General features: G+C 43.8%; 15 protein-coding genes and 1 pseudogene. 9 read left to right on the forward strand and 7 right to left on the reverse strand.

The genetic code is table 11. The annotated features are described in order from the left end of the window. The first annotated feature begins 231 nt into the window (after positions 1–231). Both pepN and F955_RS06930 read left to right on the forward strand, forming a co-directional pair. Positions 232–2,838, forward strand: coding sequence for an aminopeptidase N (pepN, locus tag F955_RS06925; RefSeq protein ID WP_004892857.1), 2,607 nt, complete (start codon positions 232–234; stop codon positions 2,836–2,838). Positions 2,839–3,038: 200 nt separating this feature from the next. Further along, the gene (locus tag F955_RS06930) at positions 3,039–3,248 is read left to right on the forward strand and encodes a hypothetical protein (RefSeq protein WP_026056698.1); all 210 of its coding nucleotides are present in this window, start codon (positions 3,039–3,041) and stop codon (positions 3,246–3,248) included. Positions 3,249–3,309: 61 nt separating this feature from the next. Here F955_RS06930 and F955_RS06935 read toward each other — a convergent pair whose 3' ends face one another. Next, on the reverse strand, positions 3,310–3,756 hold the full coding sequence (locus tag F955_RS06935; protein ID WP_004815649.1) for a universal stress protein: 447 nt from the start codon (positions 3,754–3,756) through the stop codon (positions 3,310–3,312). A gap of 123 nt (positions 3,757–3,879) precedes the next feature. Further along, complete coding sequence (locus F955_RS06940) at positions 3,880–4,323, reverse strand: universal stress protein (RefSeq protein WP_004892860.1); 444 nt, start codon at positions 4,321–4,323, stop codon at positions 3,880–3,882. A gap of 267 nt (positions 4,324–4,590) precedes the next feature. Here F955_RS06940 and F955_RS06945 point away from each other — a divergent pair, with 267 nt between their 5' ends. After that, entirely contained in the window at positions 4,591–5,616 is a 1,026-nt protein-coding gene (locus tag F955_RS06945; RefSeq protein WP_004892863.1) for an alpha/beta hydrolase, read from the forward strand. Between the two features lie 10 nt (positions 5,617–5,626). Here F955_RS06945 and F955_RS06950 read toward each other — a convergent pair whose 3' ends face one another. The 4 genes from F955_RS06950 to aceR form a co-directional block, all read right to left on the reverse strand. Then, positions 5,627–6,799, reverse strand: a complete 1,173-nt coding sequence (locus tag F955_RS06950; protein ID WP_004892864.1) for a benzoate/H(+) symporter BenE family transporter — start codon at positions 6,797–6,799, stop codon at positions 5,627–5,629. A gap of 124 nt (positions 6,800–6,923) precedes the next feature. Continuing rightward, positions 6,924–7,574 carry a leucine efflux protein LeuE gene (leuE, locus tag F955_RS06955; protein ID WP_004892865.1) on the reverse strand — a complete coding sequence of 217 codons (651 nt, stop codon included), beginning with the start codon at positions 7,572–7,574 and terminating at the stop codon, positions 6,924–6,926. Between the two features lie 67 nt (positions 7,575–7,641). Then, positions 7,642–8,625: a transaldolase gene (gene tal / locus F955_RS06960; RefSeq protein WP_004892866.1), complete on the reverse strand. Its 984-nt coding sequence runs from the start codon at positions 8,623–8,625 to the stop codon at positions 7,642–7,644. Between the two features lie 88 nt (positions 8,626–8,713). Continuing rightward, positions 8,714–9,604, reverse strand: coding sequence for an HTH-type transcriptional regulator AceR (gene aceR / locus F955_RS06965; protein WP_026056699.1), 891 nt, complete (start codon positions 9,602–9,604; stop codon positions 8,714–8,716). 98 nt (positions 9,605–9,702) lie between these two features. On the opposite strand from aceR, the gene aceI reads away from it, so the two are divergent. Beyond that, complete coding sequence (aceI, locus tag F955_RS06970) at positions 9,703–10,134, forward strand: chlorhexidine efflux PACE transporter AceI (RefSeq protein ID WP_004815658.1); 432 nt, start codon at positions 9,703–9,705, stop codon at positions 10,132–10,134. A gap of 73 nt (positions 10,135–10,207) precedes the next feature. On the opposite strand, the gene F955_RS06975 is transcribed toward aceI, so the two are convergent. Beyond that, entirely contained in the window at positions 10,208–11,722 is a 1,515-nt protein-coding gene (locus tag F955_RS06975; protein WP_004892868.1) for an acetyl-CoA C-acetyltransferase, read from the reverse strand. Between the two features lie 240 nt (positions 11,723–11,962). Here F955_RS06975 and F955_RS06980 point away from each other — a divergent pair, with 240 nt between their 5' ends. From F955_RS06980 to dnaX, 5 genes and pseudogenes are all read left to right on the forward strand, one after another. Continuing rightward, positions 11,963–13,354, forward strand: a complete 1,392-nt coding sequence (locus tag F955_RS06980; protein WP_004892871.1) for a 3-oxoacyl-ACP reductase — start codon at positions 11,963–11,965, stop codon at positions 13,352–13,354. Positions 13,355–13,557: 203 nt separating this feature from the next. After that, positions 13,558–14,412, forward strand: a complete 855-nt coding sequence (locus tag F955_RS06985) for a MaoC family dehydratase (RefSeq protein WP_004892874.1) — start codon at positions 13,558–13,560, stop codon at positions 14,410–14,412. 93 nt (positions 14,413–14,505) lie between these two features. Further along, positions 14,506–15,756: a serine hydrolase domain-containing protein gene (locus F955_RS06990; protein WP_004892877.1), complete on the forward strand. Its 1,251-nt coding sequence runs from the start codon at positions 14,506–14,508 to the stop codon at positions 15,754–15,756. A gap of 83 nt (positions 15,757–15,839) precedes the next feature. Continuing rightward, a pseudogene (locus F955_RS06995) lies at positions 15,840–16,289 on the forward strand (copper resistance protein NlpE N-terminal domain-containing protein). 128 nt (positions 16,290–16,417) lie between these two features. Then, positions 16,418–18,511 carry a DNA polymerase III subunit gamma/tau gene (gene dnaX / locus F955_RS07000; RefSeq protein WP_004892883.1) on the forward strand — a complete coding sequence of 698 codons (2,094 nt, stop codon included), beginning with the start codon at positions 16,418–16,420 and terminating at the stop codon, positions 18,509–18,511. Position 18,512: the final 1 nt, after the last annotated feature.

Genomic DNA, 18,512 nt, shown 5'->3' on the forward strand with positions numbered 1-18,512 from the left:
TTTTTCATATTTATTTTAGTAATATCTTAAGACGGTATATTTTTGTTTATTGTTTAAATATAAGTCAATTACTTTCAGTAATTTAAATACCTGAATTGAAATAACTCCAGTTTAGTCCCATATATAAAAACACAATGAAATGCACAGACAGGCAGAATAAGTTGTCGTATGATCAATATGATTAACATTTTTTGCTTTACATAAGCTGTGTAAAAAGATCAGGACATTAATATGAATATTGCGGCTAATCCAGCGATCGAAGCAGATCAAACCATTTATTTAAAAGATTATCAAAAACCTTCTTATATCGTTGACTCGGTTGAGCTCAATATTCAGGTTTATGCAGATCATACGCTGGTCAGCGCTACACTGGTAATGCAGCGTCAGACTGAAGGCGAGCTGGTTTTACTCGGTCGTGATCTAGAACTGCAATCAATTCATGTTAATGGTGAGCCACTTTCTGAAAGTCAGTATAAACTTGATACTGAACAGTTAGTGATTGGCAATGCACCGGATCAGGCTACGATTAAAACCGTTGTTCGTATTCATCCTGAATCCAATACCCAATTAGAAGGCCTGTATCAAGCCAGTTCGGATCTGTTTGTGACTCAGAATGAACCAGAAGGCTTCCGTAAAATTACCTTCTATCCGGACCGTCCGGATGTCCTGTCTGTTTTTACTACACGTGTTGAAGCAGACAAGAAATTCCCGGTACTTCTTGCCAATGGTAACCTGATTGAAACGGGTGAAGCGGGGGAAGGCCGTCACTATGCGGTCTGGCAAGATCCAACCAAAAAACCAAGCTATCTGTTTGCCTGCGTGATCGGTGATCTGGCTGTGATGAAAGATCGCTATACCACTTCTGAAGGCCGTGATGTAGCACTTGAAATCTATGCTGAAGAGAAAGACATTCCAAAGTGTAAAATTGCCATGGAAGCCTTAAAGCACTCTATGCGTTGGGATGAAGAACACTATGGCCGTCCTTATGATCTTGATAATTACATGATTGTTGCCACCAGCGCGTTTAATATGGGCGCAATGGAAAACAAAGGTCTGAATATCTTTAATACTTCATGTGTACTGGCAGATGAAGAATTTACCACTGATGCTGCAATCATGCGGGTACAGTCAGTAATTGCACATGAATATTTTCATAACTGGACCGGTAACCGTATTACCTGCCGTGACTGGTTCCAGTTATGTTTAAAAGAAGGTTTGACTGTCTTCCGTGACCAGTCTTTCTCTGAAGATCTGCAGTCTGCATCAGTGCAGCGTATTGACGATGTTGCAGTGCTTAAGGCGCATCAGTTCCCTGAAGATTCAGGTCCATTGTCGCATCCACCGCGTCCAGACCATTTTGTAGAAATTAATAACTTCTATACTGCAACAGTGTATGAAAAAGGCGCGGAAATTAACCGTATGATGGCGACCTTGCTCGGCAAAGCCAAATTCCGTATGGGTACAGATGAATATTTCCGCCGACATGATGGTGAGGCAGTGACAGTGGAAGACTGGGTTGCAGCATTAAGCGCAGGTTCTAGTGTGGATCTGTCCAGCTTCCTGATCTGGTATAACCAGCCAGGTACCCCAAAGCTGGAAGTGCATGGTGAATATGATGCAGAAGCACAGACCTATTGCCTGAACTTTAAACAAAGCCTGAAAGCACACCCGAAATATCCAAATCTGCAAGCAGTCCCGATTCCGGTGGCATTGGCCCTGTTTGATGCAGAGAGTGGTGAACAGCTGACCTTGAATTCAGCAGCGCTGTTTGAAAATGGTGTCAAAGATGGGGTGTACCTGTTTGATCAGGAGCAGGCACGTATCGAATTTACTGGGGTAAAAGCGAAACCAGTGGTGTCATTACTGCGTAACTTCTCGGCACCAGTCAATCTGGAATTTAACTATTCTGATAAAGAGCTGGCCTTCTTGCTGCAGTATGAAACCAATGGTTTTAATCGCTGGCAGGCGACCCAGACTTTACTTGAGCGTATTCTCCTGAATGATCAGCCTGCGGACATTTATGTGCAGGCGATGTTGAATACCTTGCCGGGGGTGATTGAACAGGATCCGTTATTGGCATCTCGTCTGTTTGATGTGCCAACTGAGGGTTATCTTGGCAGCCGGATTGATGTGGACTATCGTCCAAGCAAGATTCAGGAAAAACGTAATGCCTTGCTGAATAAATTGGCACGTGCTTTTGCTGATACTGCCAAAGAAATTTACCTGTCACTTGATCCAGATCTGCAATCTGATTTCTCTCAGGCAATGGGTACCCGTGCATTAAGAAATATCATGCTCACCATGATCGCACGTCAAGGGGATGACTCTGCTTTTGATCTGGCTTATGAGCAGTATCATACCGGGAACATGTCTGAACGTCTGGGAGCGCTTAAAGTCTTGGTCTGGAATGATGCACCACAAGCCCAAGAAGTTCTAGCAGACTTCTATAGCCGCTTTGAAGATGAAGATTTATCTTTAGATCAATGGTTTATGGTTCAGGCGGCGCATCCTCAAGCAACTGCTGAAACGATTGCTTATCTGACACAGCATCCTGATTATGATCTGGCTGTGCCGAACCGTATTCGTGCTGTAAGTGGTGGTTTGAATGCAAATCCGGTCAATACCTGGGGTTTTGGTGTACAGCACTATATTACTTTGGCGAAATATCTGGATGAGAAAAACCCGATTGTCGGTTCACGTCTGCTTCAAGTTCTCTCTCGTTGGTATACTCTGGCTGAACCACAACGTAGTGAAGTGAAAGCTCAACTTGAAGCTCTGAAACCCCTGGTAAAATCTAAAAATGTTTGTGAAACCTTGAACAGTATGCTCAGTGTTTAATTAAACCTTGTTGAAAAAGCCGGGTTTAATATCCGGCTTTTTTATTTAGAGCATCAGTAATATTTATTCAATATGTTATTAAAGAAAGTATGTATTAAATTTTGCTTTACTATAGCAACACATATCGAAGTATGTGTGACGCCAATTTCAGGCGCTCACAATGTAAAGATCAAGATGATCTGATAATTGGGCGAATTGAAATGTTATTTAAAATTGAGGATGGATTTTATTTAAATACTCAACACATTATTGCTGTGCGAGTCATCAAGGACAGTACGCGTGGAGTATTCGAACTCCATCTGGAATACACTCCAAATTCGGTACAGAAATCTGGTGAATATATCAAAGTGTTCAGCTCCCAGTTGGAAGCGGAAATGTTCCTCAACCAATTGAACCAGAAAATTCGCTAGTTTCTAGAAAATCAAAAAGCCTGTCATTAAGACAGGCTTTTTGATGAGCAAGGAAGGGCATTTATTCTTTAACGATTAATATTGGAGTTTCAGCCAAGCCGAGTACATTTTGTGCCACGCTGCCTAAAATCAGTTTTTGTAATCCTTTACGTCCATGTGAACCCATCACAATCAAATCTACAGGTAATTCATGACTGGTCTGCAGAATGCCTTCCGAGGGTGACATGCCGTGTAGAATCCGAATATCCAGATCTATACCTTCACGCGTAAAGGTATGTTTTAGGTCATTGAGCCTATCCAGTGCGTTTTGCTCGGCCTGCATAAAATAATCGGTGACAGCTGGGGCAACCTTGTAAAAATCTACTCCAGAAAAAGGATCAACCGCAATGACGCTGATTAAGGTCACTTTGCTGCCAAAAACTTTTGCAATATCGAGCGCATGTTCTGCAGCCGCATAAGAGATAGGCGATTCATCAATTGCGACCAGGATATGTTGATAATGCTTCATAAGAATTCCTGATAATGATGCACGCTTGGAAACAGGATACAGCTGTAGCTGGCGTGATGAATAATAGCAGTGCTTTAAAGCATGATTTACTGTCATACGCATCAAGGGATGCGCAGAACCAGATTATTTTTTAATGATCAGCACTGGAGTTTCCGACACACCCAGAACATCTTGTGCAAAGCTACCCAGAATGATCTTCTGGAAGCCTTTACGACCATGTGAACCCATCACAATCAAATCTGCACCAGTTTCTTCTGCAGTATTTGCGACATGCTCGGCATTCACCAAACCAGTCACAATATGTGTTTCGGCTTCCACGCCTTCCTCTTGGGCAATGATGCTTGCTTGTTTCAATGCTTTTTTGGCATTGGCATGGGCTTCAACAAAATATTCTTTCATAATGGCAGAGCTATAGTAGAAATCTGCCTCAGTAAAAGGATTTTCTGCAATCAGACTGACGAGTGTCAGTCTGCTACCAAAAGCTTTCGCAATTTTTGCAGCATGACGTACTGCTGAAAAGGAAATTTCTGAACCGTCCACAGGGACTAAAATATGTTGATAGGCCATCTTATTTATACTCCGGTTTCGTTTTTGTCTTGCTTTAAACTATTGATAGCACAGTGACGAAGGGGGTTCAATTGCAAAATATAAAAAAATCTGAAAATTCATTAAATTACAGTGATATATTTACAAAAAACTGTAGACTGATTGGCAGATAAAACAGACTGGAATACCCGGATTTTAAGCAAGTTTGCTCAATCCCTATTAAGCTGATTGGGTTAAAATATATAGAGCGTTGAAACTTGGAAAATTATTAGTGGAAATATTCAAGATATGGTGAATACACATATAGTCAAAGCTGGAAAAGGATTATTAGGATTAATACTTTTATGTGGGTTATATGGCTGTCAGAGTACGGCACAGAACAGTAAAATTATTGCCACTGCTTTTAATATGACGACAGCTGTACAGCAGAAAATCATGGATCGTTATGCACCGGATGATGTCATTGTGCAGCAAAATATTCTCTATGATTCTGATCGGCGGTTGGGTTTGGACTTATATCAGCCACAAAATATGACTCAACTAGAACAACGCCCAACAGTGATCTGGATTCATGGCGGTGGCTGGATTTCCGGATCTCGGGAACATGCACGAGGTTATTTTAAACTGCTGGCATCAAAAGGTTATAACGTGGTGTCTGTGCAATATCAGCTTGCTCCTCGGTCAACTTATCCAAGCCAGCTACAGCAAATTAATATGGCATTGGCTTATCTCCAGACGCATGCTTCTCAATACAAGATTGATCCAGATCAGCTTTATCTGGCTGGCGATTCTGCCGGTGCCAATCTCGCCAGTCATTATGCGGCCTTGTTAACCAATCCGGTTTTTGCCCGCAACTCTGACTTTGTGCCATCAATCCAGCCTGCACAGCTTAAAGGGCTAATTTTACACTGTGGCATTTATGACCTGAACGCGTTTGTGGATACGGCACCAGAAAAAATCAAACTGATTGAATGGGGAGTTCATAATATGGTGCAGGCCTATACAGGTGATCGCCGGCATGATGTGGAGTTCCTGAAAAAGATCTCACCTATTCAGCACATCACTCCAAATTATCCACCTGTGCTGATCAGTGGCGGAAACAAGGACTTTCTCACAGAAACGCAGTCCTATCCATTTGTGCAGGTTCTGAAAGCGAATCAGGTGCCGGTAAAGGCAATCTTTTATCCAGAATCAAAAGCCTGGCTGATTCATGAATATCAGTTTTATATGGGTAAAAAAGAAAGCCAGCAGACCTTTGAACAGACACTTCAATTTCTGCAATCACCTACTGATGTGTTAGCCACCCCTAATTGAGATAAAGATCTTAATAAGTTTTACGCCATTTAAAGAACAGGTGTACCACCAGGCCAAACAATAGTCCCCAGAATGCTGAGCCGATGCCAAGGAATTGCACTCCTGAAGCACTAAACAGGAAGGTTAATAATGCCGCTTCGCGTTCATCCATGTGGCTGAAAGCAAGTGTAATGTTATGTCCAATGGTGCCCAACAGGGCAATACCTGCCAGTGCAGTAATAAACACGGCGGGGAAGGCTAAAAGAATACTGGTCAGTGTGGCTGCAAATAAGCCCATGAGGATATAGAAGAAACCACAGCTCATACCAGCAATATAACGTTTCTTGCTATCCGGGTGAGCCTGATCATCCAGGCTGATCGCAGCGCTAATCGCTGCAATATTGACGGCAAAACAGCCAAAAGGAGCCAGTAAGGTCTGAGCAGTGCCGGTCCAGCCAAGCAGCTGATTAACATGTGGCGTATAACCATAACTTTTAATCATTGCCAAGCCGGGTAAATATTGCGATGCCATATTAATAACAAAGAGTGGCAAGGCCAGACCAAGAATCGCAGTCCAGGAAAATTCAGGGCTCACCCAGACTGGATGAGCCAGTGACCAATGCAGGCTCGGTGGATTAAAGTCCAGAAATATGGGACATAGGGCGACACCAGCAATTACGGTAACCACAATGCTATAACGGGGCGATAGCCGCTTGGCAATGATATAGGCAGCGAGTAGGGACAGGATAAAGCCCAGCTCATGTTGCAAGCTGGCAAACAGACCAATCCCGAATTTAAGTAAGACTCCTGCCAGCATTGCGCTGGTTAGACTTTGTGGAATAACATGCAGGACTTTCTCAAAAATACCTAAAAAACCCAATACGGCAGTGACAAGGCCGCAGACCAGAAAAGCACCCAAAGCTTCAGGCAGGCTATAGCCTGTGCCGGTTGCCAGAATTAAGGCCAGACCTGCGGTTGACCAGGAAGTTGCTACTGGATATTTAAACTTCCAGGAAAGAATAAGCCCACAAAGACCAATCCCGATCCCTAGGGCCCAGAACCAGGAAGTAATTTCAGCTGTGTTTGCGCCTAAGAGCTGTGCAGCCTGAATTACCAGCACAGAGGAAACACTGATCCCAACTAAAAAAGTAATAAAACCGGCAAATGCTGCGGGTAGGGAGAAGTCTTGAAGGAGTTTTTGCATATCCGTTGCAGAGATAATCAGTATGAGTGAAAAGTGCACTTATCATACGCGCTTCAGTAATGCTGTTAAAGGCAAAAACAACCTAAATCACGTAGGGTTATAAGTTATTGGGACGTCATGCATTTCATAAAGTTGAAGTCGCCAGTTTTAGCCCAAAGCCACAAAACAGGATTGCCACACTGGCTACACAAAGTGAAGTCAGACGGTAACGATGCCCAAAAAATTGAGCCAGAGTAGCACCTGAAAAAATCAGAATACTGAGATAAGACATACTGATGATCTGCAAAATAATTGCCAGAATCGTAAAAGTCAGTGCAGGGTATGAATAGGATGGATCAACAAACTGCACAAAGAAAGACAGATAAAACAGAATCGCTTTGGGATTCAGAATGCTGATGGTCATCGCGGTACGGAAGGGATGTAATTGCTCCAGATTCTGCTCGGCTTGCTGGATCTGTGCATTGCTATGTACGGTATTCCAGGTATGGTAAGCCGCAATCAACAATTTAATACCCAGATAGCTCAGATACACCGCACCAATAATTTTCAGAATAGTAAACAGGACCGGAAAAGCATGCAGTAAAGATGCTGCACCGAGTGCGGTCAGGAAAATTAAAACCATATCTCCAGCATAGACACCGAATGCGGCCTGATATCCGGTTTTAATCCCGTAGCGAGAAGCTACCGACATGACGTAGAGGGAATTCGGTCCGGGTAACATCACAATTAACGCTGTTCCAATGATAAAGGTCGTTAAATCAGTGATACCAAACACGCAAAATCCACATACAAAAAAGCCGATGCGGCATTATACCTGCATCGGCTTATAGCTGAATTAAGATTTAAGCCTTAATTTCTAAATCTGTTGTAAAACTTTGGCTTAACAGGGTAGATAGCTGTTCACGTGCTTTAATAAAGCCCTGAATACCCGCTTCCAGTAACTGGGAAGCCATTGGATCTTGTTCTAGTTGCTGTTTAAAGTCTTCCTGGCTAATTGGAGTTAAAGTCCCTTGCTTTGGCACATGGTCCGAAGACAACTGCGGCTCAACAACACGGTTATCCTGTTCCAGTTGATCGAGCAGGTTTGGTGCAACAGTTAACAGGTCGCATCCAGTCAGCCCCAGCACCTGATCAATACTACGGAAGCTGGCACCCATCACTTCAGTCTGTATACCGTGTGATTTGTAGAAGTTATAAATACTTTTTACCGATAACACACCTGGATCTTTTTCAATCGGATACTGATCTACACCTTCAGCCTTTTTGTACCAGTCCAGAATACGGCCAACGAATGGCGAAATCAGGGTAACTTTAGCATCTGCACAGGCATGTGCCTGATGCTGACCAAAGAGCAGGGTCAGGTTGGTATGAATGCCTTCGGCTTCCAGCGCACGTGCGGCCTGAATACCTTCCCAGGTCGATGCGATTTTGATCAGGATACGATCTGAAGAAACGCCGTACTGTGCGTACAGTGCCAGTAATTCTTTGGCTTTGGCAATCGTCGCTTCAGTATCATAAGACAGGGAGGCGTCTACTTCAGTGGAAACACGGCCTTCAATCAGTTTAAGAATTTCCACACCAAATTTAACCGTAAGAATGTCAATAGTACGTTCAATCAGTTCATTACCCACATAACCTTCGGTTTTAGCCTGCGCATAGGCGTCTTCAATCAGAGCTTTGTTTTCAGCCTGATTGGCTGCAGTAGTAATCAGTGAAGGATTGGTGGTTGCATCGAGTGGACGGAATTTTTCAATCGCAGCTAAATCGCTGCTGTCCGCAACAATGGTGGTGAATTGTTTTAGTTGGTTTAACGCACTTTGTGTCATTTGGATCTAGTTCTTAGGTTATTGCTTATGCATTCTGTTATATCACAAAGTGCTTATTTCCCAAGTGTTCACCGACTATTTTCAGTAACTAATCTGTATTTTTGCGTTGATTTCTGATGTGATTAATCAAAAAATGTGCAGCCTGACCGAGTTTTGTTTCACGACTCCAGACCAGATCGACAAAATAATCAAACTTTGGGGTGAAATCATACAGATCCAGAATATGCAGTTGTTCCTGAATATGTGGATGTTCATGCAGCATTTCCATCGGTAAAATCCCCCAGCCTAGACTCTGTTTAATCAGTCGATAGGCAGAGTGATGGTTATCGGTACGCCAATAGTTTCTGGAAAATAACAGTTCTGGCTTGATCTGATGATCACGGCTGGCAACTACAATCTGGCGACTATTCAGAATCTGCTCATAGCTGACCTGATCAAGCTGACTTAAAGCATGGGATTTCGCGGCAACGGCAACCAGCGTTTCTTTTTTCAGTTCTACAAACTGCTCCCGGGTCTCCAGTTGCTCTCGTTCAAACATTAGTGCGAGTTGGGCAGCACCTTCAAATAGCAGTCGGTGAGCATCTTCTTGCGGGGCAGAAAATACATTGATTTGTAAATCCGGAAACTGCTGTTCCAGTAAGACTACATAATCAGTCCAGCGCGTGTGTAGGAGCTCAGATACGATGACAATATTCAGTTCGGATTCTAGCCCTGAGCTTAATGCTTGAGCATGTTGCTTCCACTGATTCATTTCTACCAACAGTTGTTCAGTCTTTTCATACAGCACTTGAGCTGCTGTTGTAGGCTGTGGCTCACGGCCAATCCGTTTAAAAAGCTGTAAATCCAGATCAATTTCCATATTGGCAATGGCCATACTCACCGCGGAGGGCACTTTGCCAAGCTTGCGTGCGGCTGCCGAGAAGGAGCCAGTCTCTATCACTGCTTTAAACAGCATTAATTGTTCCTGATTAATATTCATGCTTTTATCTGTCAATATTTTTGAAAGATTCTAACTCGAATAATCAAATAATTGGAAATAAACTAGGCACTATTATTAAGCTATTTGAGTAAGCAGAGATGTTAATTTCAAGCAGAAGGATAGTGCATGCGCTGAGCTATGAGATCATTCTGTTGGTCATCATTGCCATTGCCCTGAGTTATATCTTTCAGTTGCCAATGGAAGTGACCGGAACTTTAGGTGTTGCCATGGCAGTCACATCCGTAGTCTGGAATATGCTGTTTAACCATTATTTTGAAAAGATCGAGGCGAAACATCAGCTGAAAAGAACCATTAAAGTGCGTATTGCGCATGCTATCGGTTTTGAAGGTGGCTTGATGCTGGCGACCATTCCGATGGTGGCATATGCCTTAGAGATGAGCTTGTGGCAGGCAATTTTGACAGATTTGAGTTTAACGCTATGTATTCTGGTCTATACCTTTATTTTCCAGTGGTGCTATGACCAGATTGAGATCAAAATGGGAATTCGCACTGAATATGCGAAAAGTTGATGTGCGTTAGGATATTGCATGAACAATAAAAAAGCACCTCACTTGAGGTGCTTTTTTAAATCAGATGTAAAGATTATTTTTCAATAATCGCAGTCACACCTTGACCGCCAGCCGCACAGATCGACACCAGTACACGACCTGAACCTTTCTGGTTTAATAGTTTCGCAGCAGTCGCGATGATACGGCCACCTGTTGCAGCAAATGGGTGACCCGCTGCCAGTGAAGAGCCTTTTACATTCAGTTTGGCACGGTCGATTGAACCCAATGGTGCATCCAAGCCTAAACGCTCTTTACAGAATTTCGGATCTTCCCATGCTTTCAAAGTTGAAAGTACTTGCGATGCAAATGCTTCATGGATTTCATAGTAATCGAAATCTTGAAGTTTAAGACCAGCACGCTCCAGCATACGTGGAACGGCATAAGCAGGTGCCATCAACAGGCCTTCTTTTTTCTCAACGAAATCAACTGCCGCAGTTTCCTGGAAAGTTAAGTAAGCCAGTACTTCATGACCATTGGCTTTTGCCCATTCTTCAGATGCTAACAGTACGCAAGATGCACCATCCGTCAGCGGAGTAGAGTTACCCGCCGTCATGGTGCGTGCATCGCCTTTACCGAAAGCGGGTTTCAATTTTGCCAATTTTTCAACTGAAGAATCTGGACGCAGGTTATTGTCACGCTCAAGACCTAGGAATGGTGTGATCAGGTCATCAAAGAAACCTTCTTCGTATGCTGCTGCCATTTTCTGGTGTGAAGATGCAGCCAGTTCATCCTGTGCTTCACGAGAAATGCCCCATTCCAGTGTTGTGATTGCCTGATGGTCGCCCATAGACAGGCCAGTACGTGGCTCACCATTTTTCGGTGCATCCATCAGGTCTTTCACATTGATTTTGGTTAAAGCTTTCAAACGATCTTTTGCTGTTTTAGCAATGTTCAGTTCAAGTAAAGCTTTACGTAAACCATCACCAAATGCGATTGGCGCGTCAGAAGTAGTATCTACACCACCAGCTACACCGACTTCGATTTGACCTAATGCAATTTTATTGGCAACCAGGAATGCAGCTTGCAGACCAGTACCACATGCCTGCTGAATGTCATAAGCCGGAGTTTCAGGTGCAAGGGCAGTGTTCAGTACGCACTCACGCGTCATGTTAAAGTCACGGCTGTGTTTCAATACTGCACCAGCTACGACTTCACCCAGGCGTTGACCTTGTAAATTAAAACGTTCAATCAGGCCATTCAGGGCTGCGGTGAACATATCAGTATTGGATGCCGTAAAGTAAGCACCGTTAGAACGTGCAAATGGAATGCGGTTACCACCGATAATAGCAACGCGGCGAACTGTATTTTGGCTCATGTCTTGGTCCTGTTGAACAGAAATCTGTGTTTTTGGTGTTAAGGTTTTATTGCTTGAAGTCGTATTTTCCGCACGATTAGACGCAGCACGGGGGCGCATGGTTTTCGTCGGACTTTTTTCTGCAGACGTTGCGCTCGTCGTTTTGCTTGTGCGCTTGCGTGCTGTTGATGGTTTTGACACGCTTTCGGCTACAGGATTCTCGACCGCTGGATTTTCTTGAGTTGTTTTGCTCATAAGGCTTTACCAGGCAAATTGATCATCTTCTTGGTCGCTACATTAGCATAGAAGGCTATAGGCTGAATTGACTAGAATGACATTACAGAGTGCGCTTAGGTCAAGTCATCTGTTTATTATCTCAAGTATTATTGACCGGAATCTGATGGATCTATTGAATTATAAGTATCTGACATCATATTGAAGTTAAAGCATAACTTTAGATCGATCAAAAATTAATTTGTATGAGAGATAATAATCATGACTGATCAGTACCAAGCGTTCGCAAAATCTCCTATTGGTAAATTTGTCATTAAAAACCTGGGCCTTCCATCCCCAACCTTCCTTGAGCGCTATGACTCTGCAACTCCTGTAGTCAAAGGCGCCGTTTTAGTAGGTGCTGCACCTGGCAGTACTTTGACTGGTTCAATTGCACAGGTTTTGGCAAATATTCATGCCAATAGCTATGCGGGAAATAATGCTGAACTGCAACAGGCAGCTGCACAAGCGGGTCTGAACCTGGGTGCATTTAACCAGGGCGACAAAGAATCAAAATTCAAAGTAGCGATTTTTGATGCGTCTGGTATTCAGAATTCGGACGATTTAAAAGCGTTATATGATTTCTTTAATCCAATCGCGCGTCAAATCCAGGCATCTGGTCGTGTAGTGATTGTAGGAACAACTCCTGAATCTGCAACGTCAGTGAAGCAGGCGATTGCACAACGTGCGCTTGAAGGTTTTGTAAAATCAGTGGGTAAAGAATTCAAGAAAGGCATCGCGGCGAACCTGATCTATGTGGACAATGGAGCTGAGGCAAATCTCGAGTCTGCACTGCGCTTTGCGATTTCTCCACGTTCTGCCTATGTGTCTGGTCAGGTGATTCGCGTATCTCGCGCAGCAACTCACGATGTGGACTGGACTAAACCTTTGGCAGGCAAGACAGCTGTAGTCACAGGTGCTAGCCGTGGTATTGGTGAAGCGATTGCTCATGTACTGGCACGTGATGGTGCACATGTGATCTGTCTGGACGTTCCGCAACAGCAAGCAGATCTTGATCGTGTAGCAGGTGAGATTGGTGGTTCTACCTTGGCAATTGATATTACTGCAGCTGATGCTGGTGAAAAAATCAAAGTGGCGGCAGCTGCGCAGGGCGGTTTAGATATCATCGTGCATAATGCCGGTATTACCCGTGACAAGACTTTGGCAAACATGAAGCCTGAGCTTTGGGATCTGGTAATTAACATCAACCTGTCAGCGATTGAACGCGTTAATGATTACCTGTTGAATAATGACGGTCTGAACGCTAACGGCCGTATCATCTGTGTATCTTCAATCTCTGGTATTGCAGGTAATCTGGGTCAAACTAACTATGCAGCTTCTAAAGCGGGTGTAGTCGGTATTGTGAAATATACAGCCCCAACTTTAAGCAATGGTATTACCATTAACGCCGTTGCTCCTGGTTTTATTGAAACTCAAATGACTGCTGCAATTCCTTTCGCAATTCGTGAAGCTGGCCGCCGTATGAATTCAATGAGTCAAGGTGGTTTACCAGTCGATGTCGCTGAAACGATTGCAATGTTCGCTTCAACTGCATCTACAGGCTTGAATGGCAACGTGGTTCGTGTCTGTGGTCAGAGCCTGTTAGGGGCTTAATTCTTTCTGAAAAGTTCTTTTCTCTCTGTACGTTAACCCGTAGAGTAGATCAAGAATTTCCTCTCCTCGTAGGAGAGAGGTAGGGAAAGGTTAAATAAATTGAATAGAAGGCAGGATGAGGTATTACCCTTATCCCACCCTTCTCCCAGAGGGAGAAGGGGCTTTCAATCCAAATTGAAATAAAAATATTCCAAAGGTTCAGTATGCATACTCGCCATTTTAATCAACTTCCAAAGCCGTATCTTGCTTATCCAAAAATCATTCAGGGCCTCATTTCAAAAAAGCCAAAGGGTGAAAAGGTCCTGCCGCAAGTTGAATACGTGGTAGATTCATTCAAGGTCGATCAAAAGCATTTAAAAGCTTACAACGCCGTCTGTGGTTTTAAGAACAATGGTTATATCCCGGCGATCTATCTGGCAGTACTTTCACAAAGTCTGCAAATGCATATGATGACCTCGGAAGCTTTCCCATTTCCAATTCTAGGGTTGGTGCATATCCGCAATCAGGTCAAGCAATACCGTAAAGTGGGTGTGAATGAACAGCTGACTTTATCTTGCAAGTTTGGTGAGTTGCAGCCACATGATAAAGGCGTACAGTTTAATTTCATTACTACAGTGAAAGTTGGTAATGATGTCGTGGTTGAAGCATTAACCACTTACTTGTCACGTCAAAAAACTGATGCAAAAGCATCTGCAAAAACCATAGAAAGCAAAACACCGAATTATGAAGTGAATGCGGAATGGGATATCTCTGAAAATACTGGTCGTCGCTATGCTCTGTCTTCAGGTGACTTTAACCTGATTCACATTCATGCACTAACAGCTAAAGCTTTCGGTTTTAAACAGGCGATTGCCCATGGCATGTGGAGTAAGGCGAGAGCTTTAGCCAGCCTGACCCTGCCAGATGCCTATGAAGCGGACGTGTGGTTTAAGCTACCGATGTACTTGCCATCTAAAGTGCAGTTCACGACTGCGAAATCAGACAATGATACTGAATTCCTGATCCGTAATGCGAAAAGCCAGAAACCGCATGTTTCAGGTAGCATCAAAGCTTTATAATGATCTAAAAAGCCTAAACTTGATTTAGGCTTTTTTTATTTCAGCCTGTACAAATATTAGATCTCATTTGAAACATGTATCAAGGAAGGACGCATGAAACCGATTAAACAATATCTATCTGCCAGTACCGAAAACTATCTAGGTTATGTTGATCCTCGCTTTCAGGATCTGGCCGTGCAGTTTAGTCGTTTTCAGGATGCACGTGCCGAACAGGGGGGGGCTGCACTGGTGGTTTATCATCAGGGTGAAAAAGTCCTGGATATTTATACCGGCAAAAAATCTGAACAGGAACTGTGGCAACCGGATACGCTGTCAGTGTGTTATTCCACTGGCAAAGGTGTCTTAGCGACCTTGGCACATATCCTGGTCAGTCATGGACTGATCAGCTATGACACACCTGTAGCAGAATACTGGCCAGAGTTTGCCCAGCAAGACAAAGACCAGATCACGCTGGCACATATACTCAGCCATCAAAGTGGTTTGTATGATATTCGCAATATCATCGAGGATGCCCGGGAAATGGTGGACTGGTCGCATATACTGCAACGCGTTGCCGCAGCCAGACCACGTTTTGCTTTAGGAACGGATGCAGCTTATCAGCCGCTCACTTTTGGCTGGCAGGTCGGTGGAGCATTGGAAAAAGCGACTGGCAAAACACTTGCTGAGTTGATGGAGCAATATCTGGTGCAACCATTACAGCTAGATGGTGCTTACTTTGGTGTGCCTGAGCATGAATTGCTACGTGTTGCTCGTCCGATTCACCGGAAAAAAGAACAGACTCGGTCACGCGCAGATCAAACTCATCAACCAAGGAAGCCTAATCTGATGGAACGCGCCTTAGAGCTGAGTGGTCAAAATCCGCAGGATTTTCAGGATGCCATGATTCCTAAAGGTATGAAGCATCTCAACTTCTTTAGTGACGAAGGGCTTAAAGCCATTATTCCAGCAGCAACTGGGGTATTTACTGCTCAGAGTCTGGCAAAAGTCTATGCCATGCTGGCACAACAAGGCCAATGGCAGGGACAAGACCTTATTTCCCAACAGACTTTTACACGTTTAAGTACGGTGCAATATACTCATCGTGACCGGATTATGCCGTTTCCGATGCATTGGCGTCTGGGCTATCACCGCATCCTGACCTTAGGAAAATCAACGAAAGGTTTTGGTCATGTCGGTTTTAATGGTTCTGGAGCCTGGTGTGATCCGGAACGTAAACTGAGTTTTGCTTATACCCATAATTTTCCTACTGCTTCCATTACTGGAGATTACCGTCTGTGGGGCTTAACTCAGGAAGCCTTACGTTGCGCTGATCAGATCCAGACCGGACGTAAGGGCTGGTTTTGAGATTCCCGACAAATTAATACAATTTACCTCACGGTATTCACTATGGTATGTTGCCGCATAATCAACATGCTGAATCTAAAGTCATGAAGAAAGTTATTTTGATTCCAATCGTGGCAACGGCGGCACTATGGGGTTGTCAGGATACCAAACAGGATAAAGCCCAAACTGCAATTGAAGCTTAGGCGATGCAAATGGCCTGGGCGGGTGAATATCAGGGCACAACACCGTGTATGGGATGTTTGTCCAGTTGTGAAGATTGTCCGGGAATGGCTGTAAAACTTCGACTAAATGAAGATGAAACCTTTGTGCTGGCACGTGAGAGTCTGAGCGGTCATAATGAGATTGAAACGATTAGCGGTAAAATCCGTTTTCAGGATGACAGTCGACAGAAGATTGAATTGCTCAACGTCGCTAAACGAAATTTACTGTTTGTTGATCTGGAAAGGGGTTTACTCGAAATTCGTGAAGATCAAACAGGCAAACGCTATCAGATGCAAAGTGATTTTATTTTAGCTGAAAGCCTAAATTCTTGATAAAAGCTTCTGTTTTATATCCCTTTTTTTATCTGGATAGAAAAGGGATTTTTATTTATTCAATTCCTGCATTTATTTCACTATTTATCAAAAAAACAGTATGCTTAGACCTGTAAAAAGGAGCATACATGTATCAGGTACTTGCACGAAAATATCGTCCTCGTAATTTCAATGAATTGGTGGGTCAAAACCATGTTTCTCGTGCCTTAACCAGTGCGCTCGAACGTGGCCGTCTGCATCATGCCTATTTGTTTACGGGCACGCGCGGTGTGGGTAAAACGACGATTGCACGTATTCTTGCAAAATGCCTGAACTGTGAAACAGGTGTGACTTCAACGCCATGTGAGGTCTGTCCAACCTGTACTGCCGTGAATGAAGGCCGTTTTATTGACCTGATCGAGATCGATGCAGCTTCCCGTACAAAAGTTGAAGATACACGTGAACTGTTAGATAACGTTCCCTATGCACCGACTCAAGGGCGCTTTAAGGTCTATCTGATCGATGAAGTGCACATGCTCTCCACCCATTCTTTCAATGCCTTGTTAAAGACGCTGGAAGAACCACCTGAACATGTGAAGTTCCTGTTTGCAACCACAGATCCGCAAAAACTCCCGATTACGGTTATTTCGCGCTGTTTACAGTTTACTTTACGTCCATTAGCAGTCGATGAAATTACTGATCACCTGGGGCATATTTTACAAAAAGAAAGTATTCAGGCTGACCAAGATGCAATCTGGCAAATTGCTGAATCTGCACAAGGTTCATTGCGTGATGCACTGTCGCTGACCGATCAGGCCATTGCTTATGGCCAGGGTGCGATTCAGCATCAGGATGTAAAAGAGATGCTGGGTCTGATTGACCGTACCATTATCTATGACCTGATTTTGGCGGTTCACCAGAATCAGAAGGCCCGTGTCAGTGAACTTTTACTCCAGTTCCGGCAGCAGGCACTAGATGTATCTCTAGTACTAGATCAGCTGATTTCGACCTTGCATGAACTGGCACTTTTACAATATTTGCCAGATTTAAGTCTGAAATATAGTGCTGAAATTAACCAGAAAATCATGCAGCTCTCAGGACTGATTTCGGCACAAGATCTGCAGCTGTATTATCAAATTGCCTGTAAGGGTCGTGCTGATCTGCAAATGGCAGTAACGCAGGAGCAGGGCTTTGAAATGACGGTGCTGCGCTTGCTGGCTTTTCGTCCATTACAGCCAAATGAGATTCCAGCCAATACTGTACCAGTACAGCAAGTGACACCTGTATCTGCACAGCCAAGTATTGTACCCCAACAGGAAAGTGCTCCAGTTGCATCACCGGTGGTCGAGGATTTTCCATTAGATGATGGTTATGAGGATGAGCCAGAATATAGCTCAGCCACTGCGCAGTCTGAATCATCTTCTGATGATTTTCTCGATGTGGAAGATGAACCAGATTTACATACTGCGCCTGTCGAAGCACAGGCAGCAGAACCTACGACAGTTAAGCAACCAAGTACGGATCAGATTATGTTTGATCCAAGTGTGGATGATGGACTGTTTGGTTTTGATGATGTGCCGGCGGAACCAGCTATAGCAAGCACAGAAGCCTGTAGTGATGATTTCCTGTTAGAAGAATATCTTCCTGAAAATCGTGCTGCTGCGCCTGTAGAACAGAATGAGCCTGAATTCAGTTTGTCTGCAGCAGCACCTGAGCCAGAAACTGTTGAAAATATTGCAGTTGAATCCCAAGTAGCGCCTATTGCACCGACAGAAGTTGGACATGTCCAGATAGCAAATGCAGATATTTCAACAGATCGTAATCTAATGCCACAGGATATCCTGCAAATTCCGGTACAGGACATGCAAGGTGAATGGACTGTAGAAAAATGGGAATTCTGGTTCCGCAATAGCCAGCTTTCACCAGCGGTACAGGAGCTGGCACAGTACGGCATTATGACTGGGCAGATTGATGGAGAATCAGTTTTTCATATTCCGGAGCGTTACCAGCAGTTACTCGGTCAGTTGCAACATACCTTAGAAGAAGCTTTAAAACAGCAATGGACAGGTACGCAATTCAAGGTGAAGTTTGAAGATGTCAATGAACTGACACCTTATACCATGCAGCGTGAACGTAAAGTGCGTGCATTTAAACGTGCTGAGGAGTTGCTACATGCAGAGCCTGCTGTGAAAGATCTGGTACAAAACTTCGATGCAGAATTGAAAAACATTCAGCTGAAATAAG

The organism is Acinetobacter schindleri CIP 107287 (assembly GCF_000368625.1).
Lineage (GTDB): Bacteria > Pseudomonadota > Gammaproteobacteria > Pseudomonadales > Moraxellaceae > Acinetobacter > Acinetobacter schindleri.

Coding starts and splice junctions, on each gene's coding strand:
- pepN (WP_004892857.1), top strand. CDS start 232: ATGAATATTGCGGCTAATCCAGCGATCGAAGCAGATCAAACCATTTAT.
- F955_RS06930 (WP_026056698.1), top strand. CDS start 3,039: ATGTTATTTAAAATTGAGGATGGATTTTATTTAAATACTCAACACATT.
- F955_RS06935 (WP_004815649.1), bottom strand. CDS start 3,756: ATGAAGCATTATCAACATATCCTGGTCGCAATTGATGAATCGCCTATC.
- F955_RS06940 (WP_004892860.1), bottom strand. CDS start 4,323: ATGGCCTATCAACATATTTTAGTCCCTGTGGACGGTTCAGAAATTTCC.
- F955_RS06945 (WP_004892863.1), top strand. CDS start 4,591: ATGGTGAATACACATATAGTCAAAGCTGGAAAAGGATTATTAGGATTA.
- F955_RS06950 (WP_004892864.1), bottom strand. CDS start 6,799: ATGCAAAAACTCCTTCAAGACTTCTCCCTACCCGCAGCATTTGCCGGT.
- tal (WP_004892866.1), bottom strand. CDS start 8,625: ATGACACAAAGTGCGTTAAACCAACTAAAACAATTCACCACCATTGTT.
- aceR (WP_026056699.1), bottom strand. CDS start 9,604: ATGAATATTAATCAGGAACAATTAATGCTGTTTAAAGCAGTGATAGAG.
- aceI (WP_004815658.1), top strand. CDS start 9,703: ATGTTAATTTCAAGCAGAAGGATAGTGCATGCGCTGAGCTATGAGATC.
- F955_RS06975 (WP_004892868.1), bottom strand. CDS start 11,722: ATGAGCAAAACAACTCAAGAAAATCCAGCGGTCGAGAATCCTGTAGCC.
- F955_RS06980 (WP_004892871.1), top strand. CDS start 11,963: ATGACTGATCAGTACCAAGCGTTCGCAAAATCTCCTATTGGTAAATTT.
- F955_RS06985 (WP_004892874.1), top strand. CDS start 13,558: ATGCATACTCGCCATTTTAATCAACTTCCAAAGCCGTATCTTGCTTAT.
- F955_RS06990 (WP_004892877.1), top strand. CDS start 14,506: ATGAAACCGATTAAACAATATCTATCTGCCAGTACCGAAAACTATCTA.
- dnaX (WP_004892883.1), top strand. CDS start 16,418: ATGTATCAGGTACTTGCACGAAAATATCGTCCTCGTAATTTCAATGAA.